Annotated in this window: 11 protein-coding genes; 1 reads left to right on the top strand and 10 read right to left on the bottom strand. The window is 40.0% G+C overall.

Going from position 1 to position 18,175, the window contains the following annotated elements; all coding sequences use genetic code 11:
* Positions 1-11 precede the first annotated feature (11 nt).
* The 3 genes from CXF93_RS21335 to CXF93_RS21320 form a co-directional block, all read right to left on the bottom strand.
* Positions 12-2,240 (bottom strand): hypothetical protein, encoded by a 2,229-nt coding sequence (locus CXF93_RS21335; protein WP_101064517.1) that lies wholly within the window; start codon positions 2,238-2,240, stop codon positions 12-14.
* The gene (locus CXF93_RS21330; protein WP_101064516.1) at positions 2,237-3,064 is read right to left on the bottom strand and encodes a TnsA endonuclease N-terminal domain-containing protein; all 828 of its coding nucleotides are present in this window, start codon (positions 3,062-3,064) and stop codon (positions 2,237-2,239) included. The genes CXF93_RS21335 and CXF93_RS21330 overlap by 4 nt, the downstream gene beginning before the upstream one ends.
* A gap of 736 nt (positions 3,065-3,800) precedes the next feature.
* Positions 3,801-4,652 carry a hypothetical protein gene (locus tag CXF93_RS21320; RefSeq protein WP_101064514.1) on the bottom strand — a complete coding sequence of 284 codons (852 nt, stop codon included), beginning with the start codon at positions 4,650-4,652 and terminating at the stop codon, positions 3,801-3,803.
* A gap of 459 nt (positions 4,653-5,111) precedes the next feature.
* On the opposite strand from CXF93_RS21320, the gene CXF93_RS21315 reads away from it, so the two are divergent.
* The gene (locus CXF93_RS21315) at positions 5,112-8,327 is read left to right on the top strand and encodes an ATP-binding protein (RefSeq protein ID WP_101064513.1); all 3,216 of its coding nucleotides are present in this window, start codon (positions 5,112-5,114) and stop codon (positions 8,325-8,327) included.
* A gap of 341 nt (positions 8,328-8,668) precedes the next feature.
* Here the strand turns inward: CXF93_RS21315 and gcvP are convergent, their stop codons facing one another.
* From gcvP to CXF93_RS21280, 7 genes are all read right to left on the bottom strand, one after another.
* The gene (gene gcvP, locus CXF93_RS21310) at positions 8,669-11,575 is read right to left on the bottom strand and encodes an aminomethyl-transferring glycine dehydrogenase (protein WP_101064512.1); all 2,907 of its coding nucleotides are present in this window, start codon (positions 11,573-11,575) and stop codon (positions 8,669-8,671) included.
* 123 nt (positions 11,576-11,698) lie between these two features.
* Positions 11,699-12,085 carry a glycine cleavage system protein GcvH gene (gcvH, locus tag CXF93_RS21305; RefSeq protein WP_101064511.1) on the bottom strand — a complete coding sequence of 129 codons (387 nt, stop codon included), beginning with the start codon at positions 12,083-12,085 and terminating at the stop codon, positions 11,699-11,701.
* Positions 12,086-12,303: 218 nt separating this feature from the next.
* Entirely contained in the window at positions 12,304-13,398 is a 1,095-nt protein-coding gene (gcvT, locus tag CXF93_RS21300; protein WP_101064510.1) for a glycine cleavage system aminomethyltransferase GcvT, read from the bottom strand.
* A gap of 509 nt (positions 13,399-13,907) precedes the next feature.
* On the bottom strand, positions 13,908-15,125 hold the full coding sequence (locus CXF93_RS21295; RefSeq protein ID WP_101064509.1) for an FAD-dependent 2-octaprenylphenol hydroxylase: 1,218 nt from the start codon (positions 15,123-15,125) through the stop codon (positions 13,908-13,910).
* 54 nt (positions 15,126-15,179) lie between these two features.
* Positions 15,180-16,385 carry a 2-octaprenyl-6-methoxyphenyl hydroxylase gene (gene ubiH, locus CXF93_RS21290; protein ID WP_101064508.1) on the bottom strand — a complete coding sequence of 402 codons (1,206 nt, stop codon included), beginning with the start codon at positions 16,383-16,385 and terminating at the stop codon, positions 15,180-15,182.
* Between the two features lie 223 nt (positions 16,386-16,608).
* A complete protein-coding gene (locus tag CXF93_RS21285; RefSeq protein ID WP_101064507.1) occupies positions 16,609-17,376 on the bottom strand; it encodes a tetratricopeptide repeat protein in 768 nt (255 codons plus the stop codon).
* Between the two features lie 198 nt (positions 17,377-17,574).
* Positions 17,575-18,147 carry a UPF0149 family protein gene (locus CXF93_RS21280; protein WP_101064506.1) on the bottom strand — a complete coding sequence of 191 codons (573 nt, stop codon included), beginning with the start codon at positions 18,145-18,147 and terminating at the stop codon, positions 17,575-17,577.
* Positions 18,148-18,175: the final 28 nt, after the last annotated feature.

Raw genomic sequence — 18,175 nt, 5'->3', positions numbered from 1 at the left:
GATTAATACTCCTAACTATTCATTTCATTATCTAAATCGTCTTGCTCAGTAATTCGACCAGAGCAATCAGAGAGACGTGTTTCATCCATAAGCTCCTCATGCATCTCAATTGCATGAATAAGCTTCTCAACCGCTTTATAAGTTGCCTGACGGCCTTTAATACCTGGTTGGATACTAATGCGAGTATTCTTAGGGGCTAATTCAATCTGACCTTGATTATATTCCATGATTTTGGCCTGTAATCCGTCCTTAAATAGTCTTAATCTCTTAGCATTAATTTTATTTTGATGTCTTTTATCTTTGAATTGTTCAAGAAGGTGCAATACAGGTTCCCAATGAGTCGCTACAAATGGGCTTTCGCCATTGACGCTCTTCAAATCAAAACGTACATACTGACCAGCTGTAGTTTTGTGCCAAATATTCGAACTCCAATCTCGTGGTCTTTTTACTGGTATTTTGAATGCACCTGTATGTTTAGCTTTAGTGAACCAGCCAGCTTGTTTAGCAAAATCAGAGTAATAAACGAGACCTTTTAAATAAATGCCATTTTCTCTCACTGAAGCTTCTTCTTCAGGTAAAAAGGCCCAATGAATACGACCAGCGTCTTCTTTTCTTGCATCACGACCTCCGTTCATTTCTTTCGAAAGGCTATGCAGAAAAAGAGCTTGAGGTGTTATATCAATACCATTTCTAACGGCGTTAATATCAAACCGTTTGAGCCTATCCGCAGAGTTATTGTGATGAATAATTTCATGTATTAAAAATGCGATAAGAGAGTCGTAATCCAATAGTGATTGATTAGACTGATGTTGCTCACCGCGTGGCGCAGCTTCAGGAATGGCACCAGGTACAAAATGTATGGCTTGCTTATTCAAACAGTTAAACTTACTTTCCACTGTCCCTTTCGCATCACCACGGAATACAGCCGTGAAATTATATCCACGCACTCCGATCTCAGAACTTAATGCCGATGCGATCACTTTATTTGTGTGTTCGGTCCCATTATCAACCGTTACTTGAACTGGTACATAATAAGCGGGCCAATCCCCCTCTTTAAGTTCAACACCATATCGAGCAGCAAACTCAACTTTGTCCGAACAAGCGTTCACAAGCGCCTGTGAAGCTCCCGTCCAATTTGGTCCATCGAAGCCCACATAAAAGCCAACAATCATGGTAGAAAAGACATCAATAACGATATAAAAAACAGGTCTCCCCATTGAAAGACGCCCAGTTGTGTCAAACGGATATCGAATATAGGTATCTAATACAGTAGCATCCGTTTCATATCGATATGTCGCGCCTATAACACCTTCGTGCGCAGAACCTTGACGGTCAGCATGATCTTTTTCATAAACGATATGCCCATGTTGAATTTTCAGATAAGACGTTTTATCGATAATTTGCTTTAGGTGATATCGAAGCTGTTCATCTGATAGGCAAGCGCTCTCCTCATAAGGAACATAAGTTCTGCTAACTACACCGTCGACGTCACGTTCAACCTCTGAAGATTCAAAAAGATTTTGGTACACTTCGGCCGTTTTCTTAAACGAAAACTTGGGGAAGTGTTCTTTATTTTTATCTGCTTTTACAAATGCCACGACAGCCTTTAAGTTGTCTTTTTGCAACTGGGTAACACCGATACTCTTTGAGCGACTATTACGATTATCAGCCCCACCGCGACCTCGTTTTACATTCTCGACACCTGGAGTGGCAGGAAGGAAGTAATTACTACCTGTATTTTTTAATTTAAATGGTAATAGCGCATTAATATTACAGCCAAACACAATGTATCGATTCAAAGTATTGTAATAAGCTCCTTTAGTTTTCCATGCTTTATCAGGATTAGTGGCAAGGTTAGCTTCAAGCAATAGTTCAACTTCACTCGCGATCCCTCCATAATATAAATATTGAGTAATGTGCGATTCTGCCGTAAGAGATTTAATTATTTGGTATTTTTTGTCTCTTCTATCAAGCCATTTTTGCCGGCCCTCCTGAATCAAAAATTTATCTGAAAATGAAAATTCAGCGGGCAGTTCATACTGAGATGTCTGTACCGATTTTTTTTTGATGAGTATTTCAATGCTGTTAAAATTCCAAATTTCTGGTTTAGAAATATTGTCAGCACTCCCAGCTATATTCATATCCGCAATTACAGCTAATTTAAGCTGATAATTAACATGACAAACTCTCAGTAGCTGAGACGTCTCGCTATCATATATTTTCTGACCCACATAAATCATAAGCTCAACTCCACAGCGCGGAATAAGCGAATGTATTTATCTGTTTTAACAGGTAATAGGTGGTGCAAGCATGAGTACTGAAATAGGCTTTGTACACGCTGGTAAGGCTTGTTGATTCGGTGTTGCACTGATTCAAAGTGATCCTGTAGTTCAGCTCTAGGTTCAATAGTCCAAGATTCGATAAAGGCCAACCCAAACTCTTTGAGTTCGTCAGCACTGGCAACCAAGTCATGAGATAATTCAAAGTACTCAATATTCCAAGCAGAAATCTTAGTCGTATCAAGTTCAGTGATGACGCGATACTCCACATTACGTTTACGCCAATACTCACGTTCGATGGCAAATTTTTGCCAAGTACGTGCTTTAATTTTCTCGACATCACCGTTATCTAATCGCTTGAAAATCTGATCCCAATATTTAAACGTATATGCAATTCGTTTTTGTGAATAATCATCCAGACGTATCGTAACGACAAAATCTGTCGTCATCACATGTGCAAGGTTAGTTTTCCAATCACGCGGGTGTATTAAGTTAGCGGCCACGGCAATATCAAGCGTTTCATCTATATCTAAAGCGAACTGTTCTTCAACAGATATGACATTTGGTTTCCAAAGAAGGATTTTGTATGCGCGGAATTCACCGTCTGATAGCAGATGAACCTGTCGTTTTTGCCGAGGGCAAAAAATCCAATGACGTCGTCCAATCTTATTTACTTTACGCACAGTGATGAAAGGGATGTAGCAACCAGATTTAACGATCTCACGCTTCCAGTCATTAAGTGACTTGATTACCTCAGCTGAAGCGAGTACTTGTTTATGTCTCATAAAAACTCCGTAATTGAAGTTCTAGTTATAGCACTAAGAAACATAAAATAGCAGTCTACAAAAACACCTAAGTATATGATATAATAGGGATATATTATATCAATAAGTAATGAAATGTCAGTGGGTCAAAAGTTGCTATAAATCAGATAGGTAGAAAATTAATTTGAGAGGGGTTTTAATATTTTTTAGATTAGGCTGTTAAAAGAAATACTAAACAATTTAAAAATATTGAGGAATTAACGTAACATTCAAATATAGGAAATCTGATAGTGAAGTAAACAGAGGAATTTTGTAAGCAAATTAAGTATCTGTTTATATTTAAATATAAGCAACATCAATCTTAAGAAAGTGATGGAATAGCTAAGGTTCGTTCCTATTATTTAGTCGGTATGCCGCTCTGCCATATTTGAAGTGCGAAATGGTAGCTATCAAGAAAATCACAATTTGAATAAACCCTGCGGTTAATGATGGTCGAAGCAAAATAACGCTATAGACGGCTATATTAATACATACGAGTGCTAGCGATTTCGACATGAACCACTTCAGACTAGTGTCATTAATATTGACTCCTCTGGTCGAGTTCCACACGTTAAACATACATGATGAATAAATCATTGCGCTTGCAATTGACCAATCACTAGCCATAACTATGTTCCGCCAATCCCCTGTCAATAACCTTATAGTTATCATCACAAGAAAAGGGATAGCGATAAACACATACGATGTTGCAACAACTTTAATCTCGTTCAATGATTTCATGTTGATAGTCACTGCCTTTGATTACATCAATAACTTCAAGAACCTTAGCATTTGTAACAGTATCTTTTCCGTTAATTCGCCAAACTTCATAACTAGAGTGAATAAGTAAGCAATCTACAGGGTTTACCTGATGGATACCTTCATGGAACTCTTGCAACCATTTTTTATGTTTAATTGGTGCGTTGTATTCAAGTCTAGTTTTACGATTCTGGAAACGCCACATGTACTGGTCTCCTCGATGGTAAGATCTAATAACATCAACATATTCTTCACCATCATGCTTTCCAACGAAATTCTTAAACATTTCCTTTGGGCTACCCGTAAATCTAAAACTAGTATCAATACTAATTACATTGCCAGGTAAGGCATCGACATCTCCAATAGTGATACTTTCATCTTGTTGAAGCTGTTTATTCGCCAATGTCCATTTTTCCAAAGTCAAAGCGACATTTAAATCATTAATCGTTGGTTCTATACGCTCAGAGTACTTATTATTACTCTTTAGTGTTTCTGAGAGTCTCTTATTCTGTTTGGCTGTGACTGCTTGTAATTGATCCAAAGTTCCAATCTCACCTTTAAGGTCACAAATAAAAATATCAGGACTGGTAATAGCATCAAAAAATTTGAGAAACCTAACTTTTATTGAACCTTCAGTAACGCTCGTTAGCTGAATTTCAAAATCTAAGTCGTCACCAATCGCATCAGCCATGATCTGACCAAACTCAACGTACGCATCAATGAAGTAACCAAGTGCGTGAAATACTTCACCAGCATTCTTACGGTTCTTGCTATAGTTAAAATGGAATTCTAGTAACGGTTCAACTTTCAAAGCTCAATAACCTTCGACGAATCAGTGATATCTCTATTCTACATTTATAATTATGCTCATAAAAGTTAATTAATTCATTTATATAGACACATTTTTAGAAAATTGAAATCCGTTGACATATAAAGTCATCTGACGCTGTGTAATAAGTTTTTAATTGTAACGATATAACAAGGCTTTGTCCGCGAACAAGTTAGCCAGACTAACTCTGAATTGCCTTGAATCGAGTGATTACAGAGACTACCTTTAATATGCTCATAGCAATTTTCATACATTTTATTATACATAAATACTGGTTACTTGAGATGACTTATATTTATCTAAGATCTATATCTTAAATTCGTAAAATTATGAATAAAAACGTATTTATTCATAAGGTTAAGTGGTGACAACATCTTACGTCTATGTTAGCTTTAATATTACTAGTTTCACATCAACTCATTGAATATATTGGAGATAACCTTGGACACACTGCAAGCTGCTTTGGATATAGAGACGGCGGTAAACAACCTATCTGAAAAATCTTCAGATGAAGACCTGAAGTTAGCTCGACTTTCTGTTAGAAGCACTCTACAACATTACGCTGGTGTAGATGAAGATAAGTCACTTACTTTGATTGATTCAATACAGTTGATTTCTGAGGCTGGCATAAAAAAAAATAGACGAAATATTTCCATACTAATTTTAAGACTTAATTCCATACCCAATTTTTTTCCAAAGCAAGTAATTGGGTCAGGAGCTGACGCTAAAATTATAAATATTCTCGAACCTGTATTAGGAGACTTTTATAAGAGGTTCGATATTGACAAAAAATTTCAAACTTTTGAAAAACTAGACAAACTATACGAAGTTCATGATTTCTGCTGTGAAAAGCTAAAATGCTTAAGTATAGTTCCAGCAAAAATTGAAAGTATATCAGCAGAAAAGCAGATGATTTTAAAGTCGCTTGGTGATAAGACTCTAAATTCATATTTATCACCTTATGAATTTCAGAACCTTCGAGGTTCTGTTGAAGCGATTCTGACACAAATTGTAGAGCTATCTAGGTCTATTGACTCAACATTTACTCGAAGGCTTAAAGAGTTATCAGACTTGCTAGAAGACGAAGTAAGATACTGTAATGAAAAGTCTTCTTTTATTACAAAAAACTATTATCAAATATTTCTAGAAAAAATTCAGACTGTGATTGAATCTGAAGCAGTACGTTCGAAAGAACGCTTCAAGTGTGAAATTAAAAGTAGGAATGGCACCAAGTTTGAACTTGAAAAAAAATATCCACTTCATCGTGAAAATGAAGAAATAAGAATATTCATTCCATTAAGGAATACGGGACCAGGAATAGCAGAAAAAGTTGTATCTTATATATCAACTAACAATGAGAATGTACTGATAAATACAGAAGATATCGAACTTGGAAGCATACAGTCCGGAGACTTTGTTTTACCTGTATCATTCACAATTTGTTCTTCAACTGCTGATGTAACATTAGATATCGTATTATCCTGGGAGGTAATTGGCGATACCAAAGAAAAAATTCTATCCCTATCTGCAACTATTAATTCTCAATCTGCCAATATAAACTGGAACTCATTAAAACACACCAATCCATATAGTTTAGATATAGCGACTGGTGTAGATTTTTATGGAAGAAAGGACAAAATTGATAGACTATTATCTAGATTTACTCAAAATAAAATGCAATCTAGTTACATTACTGGTCAGCGTAGGGTTGGGAAGAGCTCTTTAGCCAAAGCTGTTGAGGACTCTGTAATAAACACTCTTTCTGATTATTATGTACTCAATATTGAATGTGGTGATTTTAAATATCCAGATGCGGTGAGCACAGTGAACGCCCTTGGCGAAAATATTGAATTTTTTCTGTCTCAATATTTACCTCAGGATGTAAATTGGTCATCCACACCAATGAATGGCTCGCTAGCACCGTTATCTAGATTAATAATGATGCTTCAAAAATTAGAACCCAAGAAACGATTTCTTATAATTATTGATGAGTTCGATGAGATAAATCAAGAGCTATATCGCTACAGTGAAATAGCTGAAACGTTCTTTCTCAATATTCGTTCATTGAGTGGAAAAGGAAACATGTCTTTTTGTCTAATTGGAGCTGAAAGGATGTCTTTTGTTATGGCATCTCAAGGTGAAAAACTTAATAAGTTCTCTAGAGAATCACTCGATATTTTTAAGCAAGATGACGAATGGCAAGACTATGAAGATTTAGTTAAATCAAATATTAAAGACACCATTATTTGGCATGATAATGCTATTAGAGCTATCTATAACATTACGAATGGACATCCATATTTCACAAAGCAAATCTGTTCAAAAGTATTTGATAACGCTGTGCAGAGCCGAGATTCAGAAATATCTTTAGAAGAAGTTGAAAAATCGGTAGGAACGCTAATTCCTGAATTAGATGTAAATGCCTTTCAACATTTTTGGCGAGATGGGATTCAAGGTGATTTAGATGAAGTTGAAATAATTACATTAAAACGATGTAGAATTTTAGTTGGATATGCTCGAGTGAAAAGATTGTCTCTTGACACAACAGTAGAAAATATAAAAAGCCATATTCATTCAAATCAAATTTCTGAAGCCGATGTTCTACCTATTCTAATGGATTTTTGTCGTCGAGGTATTATGTATGATACCGGGAATCACTATAGCATAGTCATCCCAATATTTGAGCGTTGGCTTGTAAATCAAGGTTTTAATCTATTAATAGCAGATCAGTTAGGTGATGAACTAGCGGAGAAAAAACAAAAAGAAGAAGATAAAGCCTACATTAGTGATGTTGAAATAGACGAATTACTTGAACGTTGGCCAAGTTATAGAGGGATGCAATTTGGTATCCATGAAGTACGCCAATGGCTTTCTCAAGTTCCCAGCCATATACATCAGAGATTGTTATTTAATTTACTTCGTAACATTCGTTTTTTTGGTGAGCATGATATTAGACAGAACCTCACATCTCTACATGAGAGAGTCCGTAAAAAATTACCTATTATTGTACAACGTTCAAAGGCTCAAAGAAGAAAAGACATATGGATCACTTATGTTGATGGTGCAGGAAAAAGTGGTTCCCAATTTGCCTCTTATTATGCTGAAGAAAACTTAATTAGTACCACATGTGTAAAAGAAATATCTGAAATAAACTCCATTGTTGAGAAAACACAGAGTATACCGTCAGATATATCTACAATTATAATTATTGATGATTTTATCGGTAGTGGAAATACACTTTCTGATGGCTTAACCTCATTTTATGACAGAAACGGAGCTGTTTTACGCGATAAAAATATTACAGTATTAGTAGCTGTAGTGTGTGCTACTCCTAATGGTGAGGAGCAAGTTAGATCTTCGTTGTCTAAGTTAGATGAAAATAGCGATCTAATTGTTTGTGAAACTCTAGATTCAAAGCACTTTGCATTTAAAGATGGTAATTCTATTTGGTCTAATATGGATGAATTTCATGCCGCAAAAGAACTCTGCCAGCGGCTAGGTATAAACGTAGATAAAAGTAGACCGCTGGGTTATGAAGAACAAGGTTTACTTATTGTTTTTTCAAGAAATTGCCCTAACAACACCCTTCCAATACTTCACTCTTCAGGCCGTGGTGAAGAACGCTGGAAGCCACTATTCGAACGAATAAAACACTAATATGAATAAAATAAATCATCGATTAGAGGGATAACCTCTAGTTTGATGGATGGCATCACAGTATCACGGCACAGCTCTAAATTTATTTAGCTTAGTAATTAAATATCTACAGAGCAAGATACTCGATAATATTTTATTGATGATTCTCATACAAAGTACAACGCTGGTTTGTCTTAATTGAAAATACCCCGATACAATTTTTGAACAAAAAAGCGAATATCGTTTTCACAATACTCGCTTCTAAACTATCAAATTAGTGTCTGCTAGTCACAATCTTAATTACGGTCACAACCTTCATTAAAACAGTCACAAACTTAATTACTAGTCATCACAAACCAAAATTAATCGTTATACGATTCAATTGGTGGGCATGAGCAGAATAAGTTACGGTCGCCATACACATCATCGATGCGGTTTACAGTAGGCCAGAACTTGTCTTTCTTCACGTAAGCAGCAGGGTAAACCGCAGTTTCACGGTCATAAGCACGATCCCAGTTAGCGTCAACAATATCAGCTAATGTGTGTGGTGCGTTATGGAGTGGGCTTTGTTCTGCAGTCCACTCACCCGATTCAACTTTAGCAATCTCAGCACGGATGCCTGTCATTGCTAGAATGAAGCGATCTAATTCAGCTTTAGATTCTGATTCAGTCGGCTCAATCATTAGCGTACCCGCAACTGGGAAGCTCATTGTTGGCGCATGGAAACCATAATCCATTAGACGTTTAGCAACATCAGACTCGCTGATACCCGTCGCTTCTTTAAGTGGGCGTAAATCAATGATGCACTCGTGAGCAACACGATCATTACGGCCTTTATAAAGCACAGGGAACAGTGGGTCTAAGTTTTGAGCTAGGTAGTTAGCATTCAAGATAGCTGTCTGTGTAGACGCTTTCAGACCCTGCGTACCTAACATGTTGATGTACATCCACGTAATAGGCAAGATGCTGGCGCTACCGAACTGCGCACCAGATACCGCGCGATTATTACGGCTTTCTTTACCTGTATCAGCAATGCTGTGACCGGCAAGGAACGGTGCTAAGTGTGCTTTAACGCCGATAGGACCCATACCTGGACCACCGCCACCGTGTGGGATAGCGAATGTTTTGTGTAAGTTAAGGTGAGAAACATCAGAACCCATAGAGCCCGGAGATGTTAATGCTACCTGTGCATTCATGTTCGCGCCGTCCATATAAACTTGGCCGCCGTTGTCATGAATGATTTCACAGATTTCTTTAATCGTTTCTTCGTATACACCGTGCGTCGATGGGTACGTGATCATGATGCAAGAAAGGTTATCTTTCAGTTCAATCGCTTTTTCACGTAAGTCTTCAACGTCAACGTTACCGTTGGCATCACACTTAGTTACCACAACTTTCAGACCGGCCATTTGCGCAGATGCAGGGTTAGTACCGTGCGCCGAGCTAGGGATCAGACAGATGTTACGGTGCGATTCGCCACGTGACTCATGGTATTTGTGAATAGCTAATAGACCCGCATATTCACCTGATGCACCCGAGTTTGGTTGCATAGACATGTAATCGTAGCCGGTGATACTAACTAACCAGTCTTCTAACAGGTCAATCATCACTTTATAACCAACCGCTTGATCTGCTGGGCAGAACGGGTGCATGTTACTGAATTCAGGCCATGTTACTGGGATCATTTCGGCAACCGCATTCAATTTCATAGTACAAGAACCTAATGAAATCATTGAATGGTTAAGGGCTAAATCTTTATTTTCCAGAGATTTAATATAACGCATCATTTCTGTTTCAGAATGATGAGAATTAAATACTGGGTGTGTTAGGAATGCAGATTCACGTTCAACTGATGCAGGGATAGACGTGCTACCTGTTGCAGCCAGTTCAGCTTCTAGTGCGTCAATCGAGATACCGTGGTCATCGCCAAGTAATACGTCGAATAATGTCGCTAGGTCAGCTTGAGTGATGGTTTCATCGATGCTGATACCCACTTGATGTTCGACATCAATACGGAAGTTAACACCTGCAGCGATTGAACGAGTCACTACTTTTTCTTTGCTGTCTGGTAGTTCGCTATCCCATTTAACCGTGATAGTGTCAAACCAAGTGTCATGAGCGAGTGTTAACCCACCTTTAACAAGACCAGCTGCTAATAAATCAGTAAAACGGTGTACACGCTTAGCAATATCTTTCAGGCCTTGAGGACCGTGATATGTTGCGTAGAAACCAGCCATGTTCGCGAGTAATACCTGCGCGGTACAAATGTTTGAGTTGGCTTTTTCACGGCGAATGTGTTGCTCGCGCGTTTGCATTGCCATACGCAGTGCAGGTTTATCACGCGTATCTTTAGATACACCAATGATACGACCAGGCATAGAACGTTTATGTTTGTCACATGTTGCGAAGAACGCCGCGTGTGGACCGCCATAACCCATAGGTACACCAAAGCGCTGTGAACTACCAAACGCGATGTCTGCGCCCAGTTCTGCAGGTGACTTAATGCGGGTAAGAGCTAATAAATCAGAACCAACTGCAACAACACCTTTTTTAGCTTGGATAGCAGCAATAATATCGCTGATGTCTGTTACGTCGCCGTTCGTACCTGGATACTGTAGTGCGGCACCAAACAAGTCATGCTCAGCGGCTGTTGCTGCTGGGCCTTGAATAATAGTGAAACCGAAGTGCTCCGCACGTTCAATCATCACATCAGCTACTTGTGGGTGTACGCTGTCGGCGATAAAGAAGTTATCAGATTTTTTGTTTTTAGAAACACGCTTACACATTGACATCGCTTCAGCGGCTGCTGTTGCTTCGTCAAGCAGTGATGCGCTTGCTAAGTCCATGCCGGTTAAATCACACGTCATTGTTTGGAAGTTAAGTAGTGCTTCTAAACGACCTTGTGCAATTTCTGGTTGGTAAGGCGTATATGCCGTGTACCAGCCTGGATTTTCGAATACGTTACGTAGGATAACATTCGGCACATTAGTACCGTAATAGCCCATACCAATGTAGCTTTTGTTTACTGTATTTTTCGCTGCGATGGCTTTTAATTCTTGCAGTGCGGCAACTTCAGATAACTGATGGCCAGCAACAACGTCTTCTGCCAATAAGATCGAGCTTGGTACAGTTTGTTGAATAAGGTCTTCTAAAGAGTCAGCGCCAACTTTCGTTAACATTGCTTTAGTTTCTTCGTCGCAAGGACCGATATGGCGACGGGCGAAATTATCAATCTGCTCTAAATGGGCAAGTGGGGTATGGGTTTTCATGCAATTCCCTGTATTTTTACTATTACAAAAATAAGTAAGTGTTTAATAAACGTAATTTAGTACTTAAAGAGAGTTTAAACACTTAAAAAAAACCCCGAGACTAGCTCAGGGTTTCAACAACAATTAGTCTTCGATTGACTCGCCGTAAGCAGCTGCGTCAAGTAACGCTTCTAGCTGGCTTTCGTCAGACGCTTTAACGCGGAACAACCAGCCTTCGCCGAATGCATCCGAGTTTACTAGCTCTGGAGAGTCTTCAAGTTCTTCATTGATTGCAACAACTTCACCACTGATTGGTGCGTAGATATCTGATGCTGCTTTAACAGATTCGCCTACTGCGCAATCTTCGCCAGCTTCAATCTCATCACCAACATCTGGTAAGTCGATGAATACCATGTCACCTAGAAGGCCTTGAGCATGGTCAGAAATACCGACAGTAAACGTACCGTCGCCTTCGTTACGAACCCATTCGTGTGAAGATGCATATTTTAATTCAGTTGGGATATTGCTCATTGTTGAAATTCCTTTTGTCTTATACTTAAATGATTATGTTTTTTATTTGGTAACGCTGTAGACACTGAATTACGGTTTCTTATAAACAGAATGATTGCTATTCCTTATAATGGAATTTATACCATCCCTTATAAGTAGCACTTAGACATTTTCTTATAAAAAGAAAGCGCTGTAATTCAGCTTACGTCATACAATTTTCAGTTAAATCAAACGTAGCACTAAACTAGTTTTTTACCATTACGAACAAACGCTGGTTTAGTCACTGCAACTGCTATCAACTTCTTACGCATTTCAACTTCAGCCGTTTCACCGATTGATGCTGGAACACGTGCAAATGCAATGCTGTAACCTAACGTAGGTGAGAAGCTACCACTGGTGATAACGCCTTCACATGCTTCGCCTGCAGCGTTAGTAAATACGACTTTTTGACCAGTACGTAAAATACCTTTCGCTTCCAGAACTAAACCAACAAGCTTGTCAGTGCCTTCTGCTTTTTGAGCAGTTAGCGCTGCGCGACCAATAAAGTCACGTTCTTGTGGTTCCCAAGCAATCGTCCAGCCCATGTTAGCGGCTAGCGGAGATACAGTTTCATCCATATCTAAACCATAAAGGTTCATGCCAGCTTCAAGACGTAGTGTATCACGTGCGCCTAGACCTGCTGGTTGAACCCCTGCGTCCACAAGTTGCTGCCATAAATCGCAAGCTTGGTCTTGTGGAACAACTATTTCATAACCTGCTTCACCGGTATAACCCGTTGTAGCAATAAACAAACTACCCGCTTGTACACCAAAGAAAGGCTTCATGCCTTCAACAGCAGCGTTTTGCTCAGCTGTGAATACAGTAGCGGCTTTTTCTTTCGCTTTAGGGCCTTGAACAGCAATCATTGCCAGTTCAGGTAATTCAGTAACAGCAACAGAGAAATCTGCAGCTTGTTTGTTGATCCATGCTAAATCTTTAACACGAGTCGCTGAGTTAACCACTAAACGGTAGTATTCATCATTGAAGAAGTAAACGATAAGGTCATCAATAACCCCACCATCTTGTTGTAACATTCCGGTATATAGTGCTTTACCAGAAACAGTTAATTTTGCCACATCATTGGCAAGTAAATAACGTAAGAACGACTTTGCATCAGAGCCTTTGATATCCACGATCGTCATGTGTGACACATCGAACATACCCGCATCTTCGCGTACAGCATTATGTTCAGCAATCTGAGAACCATAATTGATTGGCATATCCCAACCATGGAAGTCCACCATTTTTGCCCCTGCTTCTACGTGCTTCGGGAACAGTACTGTTTGTTGAGCCATTCTATAATTCCTTTAATTGACAGTTATTAATCAAGACTTTGGGATCAAGTAAAATTGCTTTCTTGTGTTGTATAAAGTGTTATATAAAGTGTTATATAAAACTTTTATTTAACGCTTTCATGTAAAGCCTATTACACGACAATGATTTTATTATACCCCTAGATAGCATCCGTTAAAAATTATTTAAGGAATAGAAAATCTAATGGTTAACAAAATAATAATGCAGATAAGGCTAACACTTAAAAAGTTAAAAACGTTATTCGAGGGGGATAATGACGTTGTAGATCACAAAAAAACTAGAATAGGCAGCTGAATTTACTAAGTATTAGCGATATTGGCAATTATTAAGCTAGTAACATGCTAAAAACAGCCACCTTATTCATTAATATAACTAATGCAAACGGGGTGTTTACATTAGTTATTCTCATTATTTGTGCAATTATAGGGGTGGATTAATTACACTATATTAACAATTCCCTGTGATCAGGTTAACGCTAATCGAGATCAGGTTAACGCTTGTAGTCTGATTTAGCAAGATCAGGTAACTCACCATCCAAGCCCATCGCCCGTTTAATAAAGCTTAGCTTTAGCCCAGGTAATGTATTCGATAAGGTTAAACCTATATCGCGGAAAATGCGTTTCGCCGGATGATCGCCACTAAATAACCGTTTTAAACCTTCCATACTCGAGATCATCACCGCCGCTTCGGCTTTACGCCAGCGCTCAAATTTTCGCAAGTGTGCATGGCTGCCGATGTCTTTATTCGCTAGGTGATTTTCTAATACACATTGCGCCAAACTCGCCGCATCTAACAAACCTAGGTTAACACCCTGCCCTGCTAATGGATGTATGGTGTGTGCTGCATCGCCAATTAATGCCACGCGGTCGCTAGCAAAGCTACGGGCATAACGCATTTTAAGCGGGAATGCCTGACGTTGACCTTCAACACTACACAGACCTAAACGACCATCAAAGGCCACGGTCAATTGTTTGTTAAACTCGCTTTCATCCATGGCTAACAATTCAGTCGCACGCTCTGGTGGTAACGACCATACAATTGAACACAGATCCGGTTGCCATAAGGGTAAAAACGCTAAGGGCCCTTCTGGATTAAAGATCTGACGCGCGCAAGACTGATGCGGTTCAACGGTGCGAATATTCGCGACGATCGCATGGTGATTATAATCCCATGTGGTCAGCGGAATATTCACTTGTGCACGCGTCCATGAATTAGCACCATCAGCGCCAACAATTAACTTCGCATACACAGGTTCTTGATCTTCTAAGGTTAACCAAGCCGCATCATCGCCACGGGTTAATTTACTAATGCGAGTACCGGTTAATAAGGTAATGTTGCTGGCTTTTTCTATTTGTTCTAACAGCGCTAATTGGATCACTTTGTTTTCAACTAAATGACCTAAGGTATCTGTCATTAGCGCATCGCCGTCAAAGTCGATATGGCCGAAACCATCACGATCCCAAACTTGCATGGCGTTGTACGCTTGATGGCGGCGGCTTTCGATACCTGACCACGCATCTAAATTTTGTAATATGTTTTGGCTGGCACGACTCAGTGCGCTAACGCGTAATTCTGGTGATTCACCTAATTCGCGATCCAGTTCATTACCTTCGATAACCACGATCTTAAGGGTGGTTCCCTTTAACGCTGCAGCAAAAGCAAGGCCAACCATGCCACCGCCAACAACCGCAATATCATAAGATTGCATATAACATCCTAATTCTACTTTTAATGTTTTAAACAGTTAAATAGCTAACGCAGCTTAAAATAACTTGAACGCACCCAGTGCTTGACGTGCGAGTGCGCGTTTATATTCTGGTTTGTAACCCATGGTGTGTAGGGCTAAATTACGACCGGCCACCAGCGGCGCATAGTTATTAGCAAACAAGGTCGCTAATGAGGTCGTCATCCAAATGGTTTTTTGATGATCGCCTTGACGCTTGTGCCAGTAACCTTTGGTGACGGCTTGAGCACCGACATCTTGGTCGTTTAAAAAAGCTTGTTCAATTTGATGATGCAATACCGCCACATCACGTAAGCCCAGGTTATAACCTTGACCCGCAATCGGGTGCAGCGCATGCGCGGCATTACCAATCACAACACTACGATGTTGAGTTGGCTCTAACGCCTCTGTTAATAGTAGCGGGTATGAAAAACGCTGACCGGTTTTGGTAAACGTACCTAAACGATAGCCAAAACGCAGCTGTAAACGCGCTAAAAATGCTTCATCACTCAATGCCATGATCGCGTCGACTTCATCGCTACGCACTGACCAAACTAACGAGCTGCGTTGATCTTTCATTGGCAATAAAGCTAATGGACCGGTATCAGTAAAGCGCTCAAAAGCTTTGCCTTCGTGCAACTTACTGGTGGTGACATTGGCAATGATCGCAGTTTGTTCAAAATCGGTCACTTCAATAGGCACGTTGGTTAACTGGCGTACCATTGAGTTGTTACCATCTGCACCGATTAATAATTTACAGCGCAGTTGCTGACCGTCATCAAGGGTAAGATCGGTATGGTTGATCTGGCGATCTAAACTGACTAACTGATTTGGGCAATACCAATTGATATTACGCGTCGCTGCTAGATCTTGTTGGAATATATGCCCTGCGGTTTGCAGTTCGATCACTTGCCCTAATGCAGGTAAATTGTATTCGCTGTGATCAAGACGGGTAAAACCCCAATGACCACGATCGGATACATGAATATGTTTGATCGCCGTGGCTGTCGGCGCGATCTTATCCCACAACTTAAACTGGGTTAAGATCTGTTGGGAACCATAAGATAATGCAATCACCCGCGCATCAAAACCAGGATGGTTACTGGTGGTTGGCGGATTGGCATCAATTAACGCTATCGATAATTGACGACCATCTTGGTGCTGTATTTGGCTTATCGCGTGCGCAAGTGTAGCCCCGACCATGCCGGCACCCACAATTGCAATATCATATTCAACCACTGACATTTCGATCCTAACAAGTTATTGAAATTAAAAACGATGACACTATAACAAAGCCAACAAACCCGAACAATAAAACCTACTGAGCATCATTAATTAAACGACGCTGAATACCTCACATAGTGATTAAAGAAAGCCACCTGTTGCTGGCAAGGATGCCAGCCCCAAGCCCCCATGGATGGGTTTATGGCGTGGTGGTGTCTTTAAACACTATGTGCTAACTAGATCATTAACCTTCAAATCGGGTTTCTATTGGTAAATAAGCTAAAAAGCCTTGTTGTAAGTGATCAAACTGCGCTTTACCCACCAAGATCTCGGTCGAGTTTAACGCTTGTGTCATCTCTGGTTCTGCGGCGATAGCCTCGTCGACACCGGCCTTTGCCGCTAATAATGTCCACGCGTACGCCTTTAATTTATCGGCTTCAACGCCTTCACCACGGTAATACATCACCGCAATGTTTTGCCATGCTTGGGTATAACCTTGCTCGGCGGCTTTGTTGTACCAGTCAAAAGCAGCGGTTTGATCTTGAAAACAGCCCGAGCCCTGATCCAACATACTGGCGAGATTATACTGCGCCTGTACTAGCCCGTGCTTGGCCGCTTGCTCAAAATAGCTAAACGCCAATACCGCATTGGGTTTACCCAACTGGCCCTGTAATTGTAATAACGCCAGATTAAATAATGACTCTGGGTGGCCACAATCGCCAGCGCGTTGATAACAACTCAGCGCTTGGCTTAAATAAGTTTGCTGACCATCACCTTGTTCATACTGCAGCGCTAATAAATATAACGCCATCACCACGCCTTCATCGGCTTGTGCGCGACAAAATTCAAAGGCTTGTTGTGGATTAGTATAAGCATGGTAAGTCTGACTAAACTGAGTATTACGCACTGCATGCTGTTCGCGACTAAAAGCCGTTTCTGGCCACACGATAGCTGCTGCAGAGGCGTTGGATTTACTACTCAACTTCGCCGTTAATTTGTTTATTAAAGACATAAAACACTCCTTGTCCGTATTACATTTACCTAACCTCATCGCGGTTATTACGTCGATAAGTATCCGTTTAAGTAAGCGTTAATATGCGCAACATAATCATAGCGAGCTAGCGTTATGTTGCGCTTGCGATAAATCATCTTTTATCAAACTAATGTAAAGATTGTCTCGTATCAAAGATAAAAGAATGTCGTCGCAGAATTAGTGCAGGATTGGCATTGCTTGCGCTTCACCGCCACCGTCGCCTAATTCATTAAAGCAATAAGTCGCACCCATACGCACGTATTCAACGATCTCGTAGAACGATTCTTCTGCTTCATTACTGTCGTCGTCAGTCTCAATGTCCATTTGCGAAATACTGGCAAAATCAGCAATCAGTTCTTTCACATCATCGCTGGCAACGGTTGTTACCGAGTGCACCATACCAAAACCGCCAAGGAAACCTTGAACCCATTCAGCTAATGCTTCCATACGGAGCTCTAACGGCTGGTCCATATCTGGTAGCAACAGTTCGAAACCTAATGTCATGTCTTTTAACGCCGCTTCACTACCGCTATAAACGTCAGCTAATATCGCGTCAAGTGAATCTGGAATACCAAGACCTTCGTTGATCAGTTGATCAAACGGTTCTAACCAAGCTTTGCTGTCTAGCTTAACGCCGCCACATAATAGACCACAGATCACACCGTGCACATCAGCAGGGTTCACTAATAAATCACTTTGTTGTAGCTGCTCATTTACGTCAGCAAAAAGAGGAAGTTTAACTTTATCCATGTGAGGACCTTACCAATAGATTAATGTA

It is taken from the genome of Moritella sp. Urea-trap-13 (assembly GCF_002836355.1).
In the GTDB taxonomy this organism is placed as follows: Bacteria; Pseudomonadota; Gammaproteobacteria; order Enterobacterales; family Moritellaceae; genus Moritella.
This window is presented reverse-complemented; position numbering and strand designations above follow the sequence as displayed.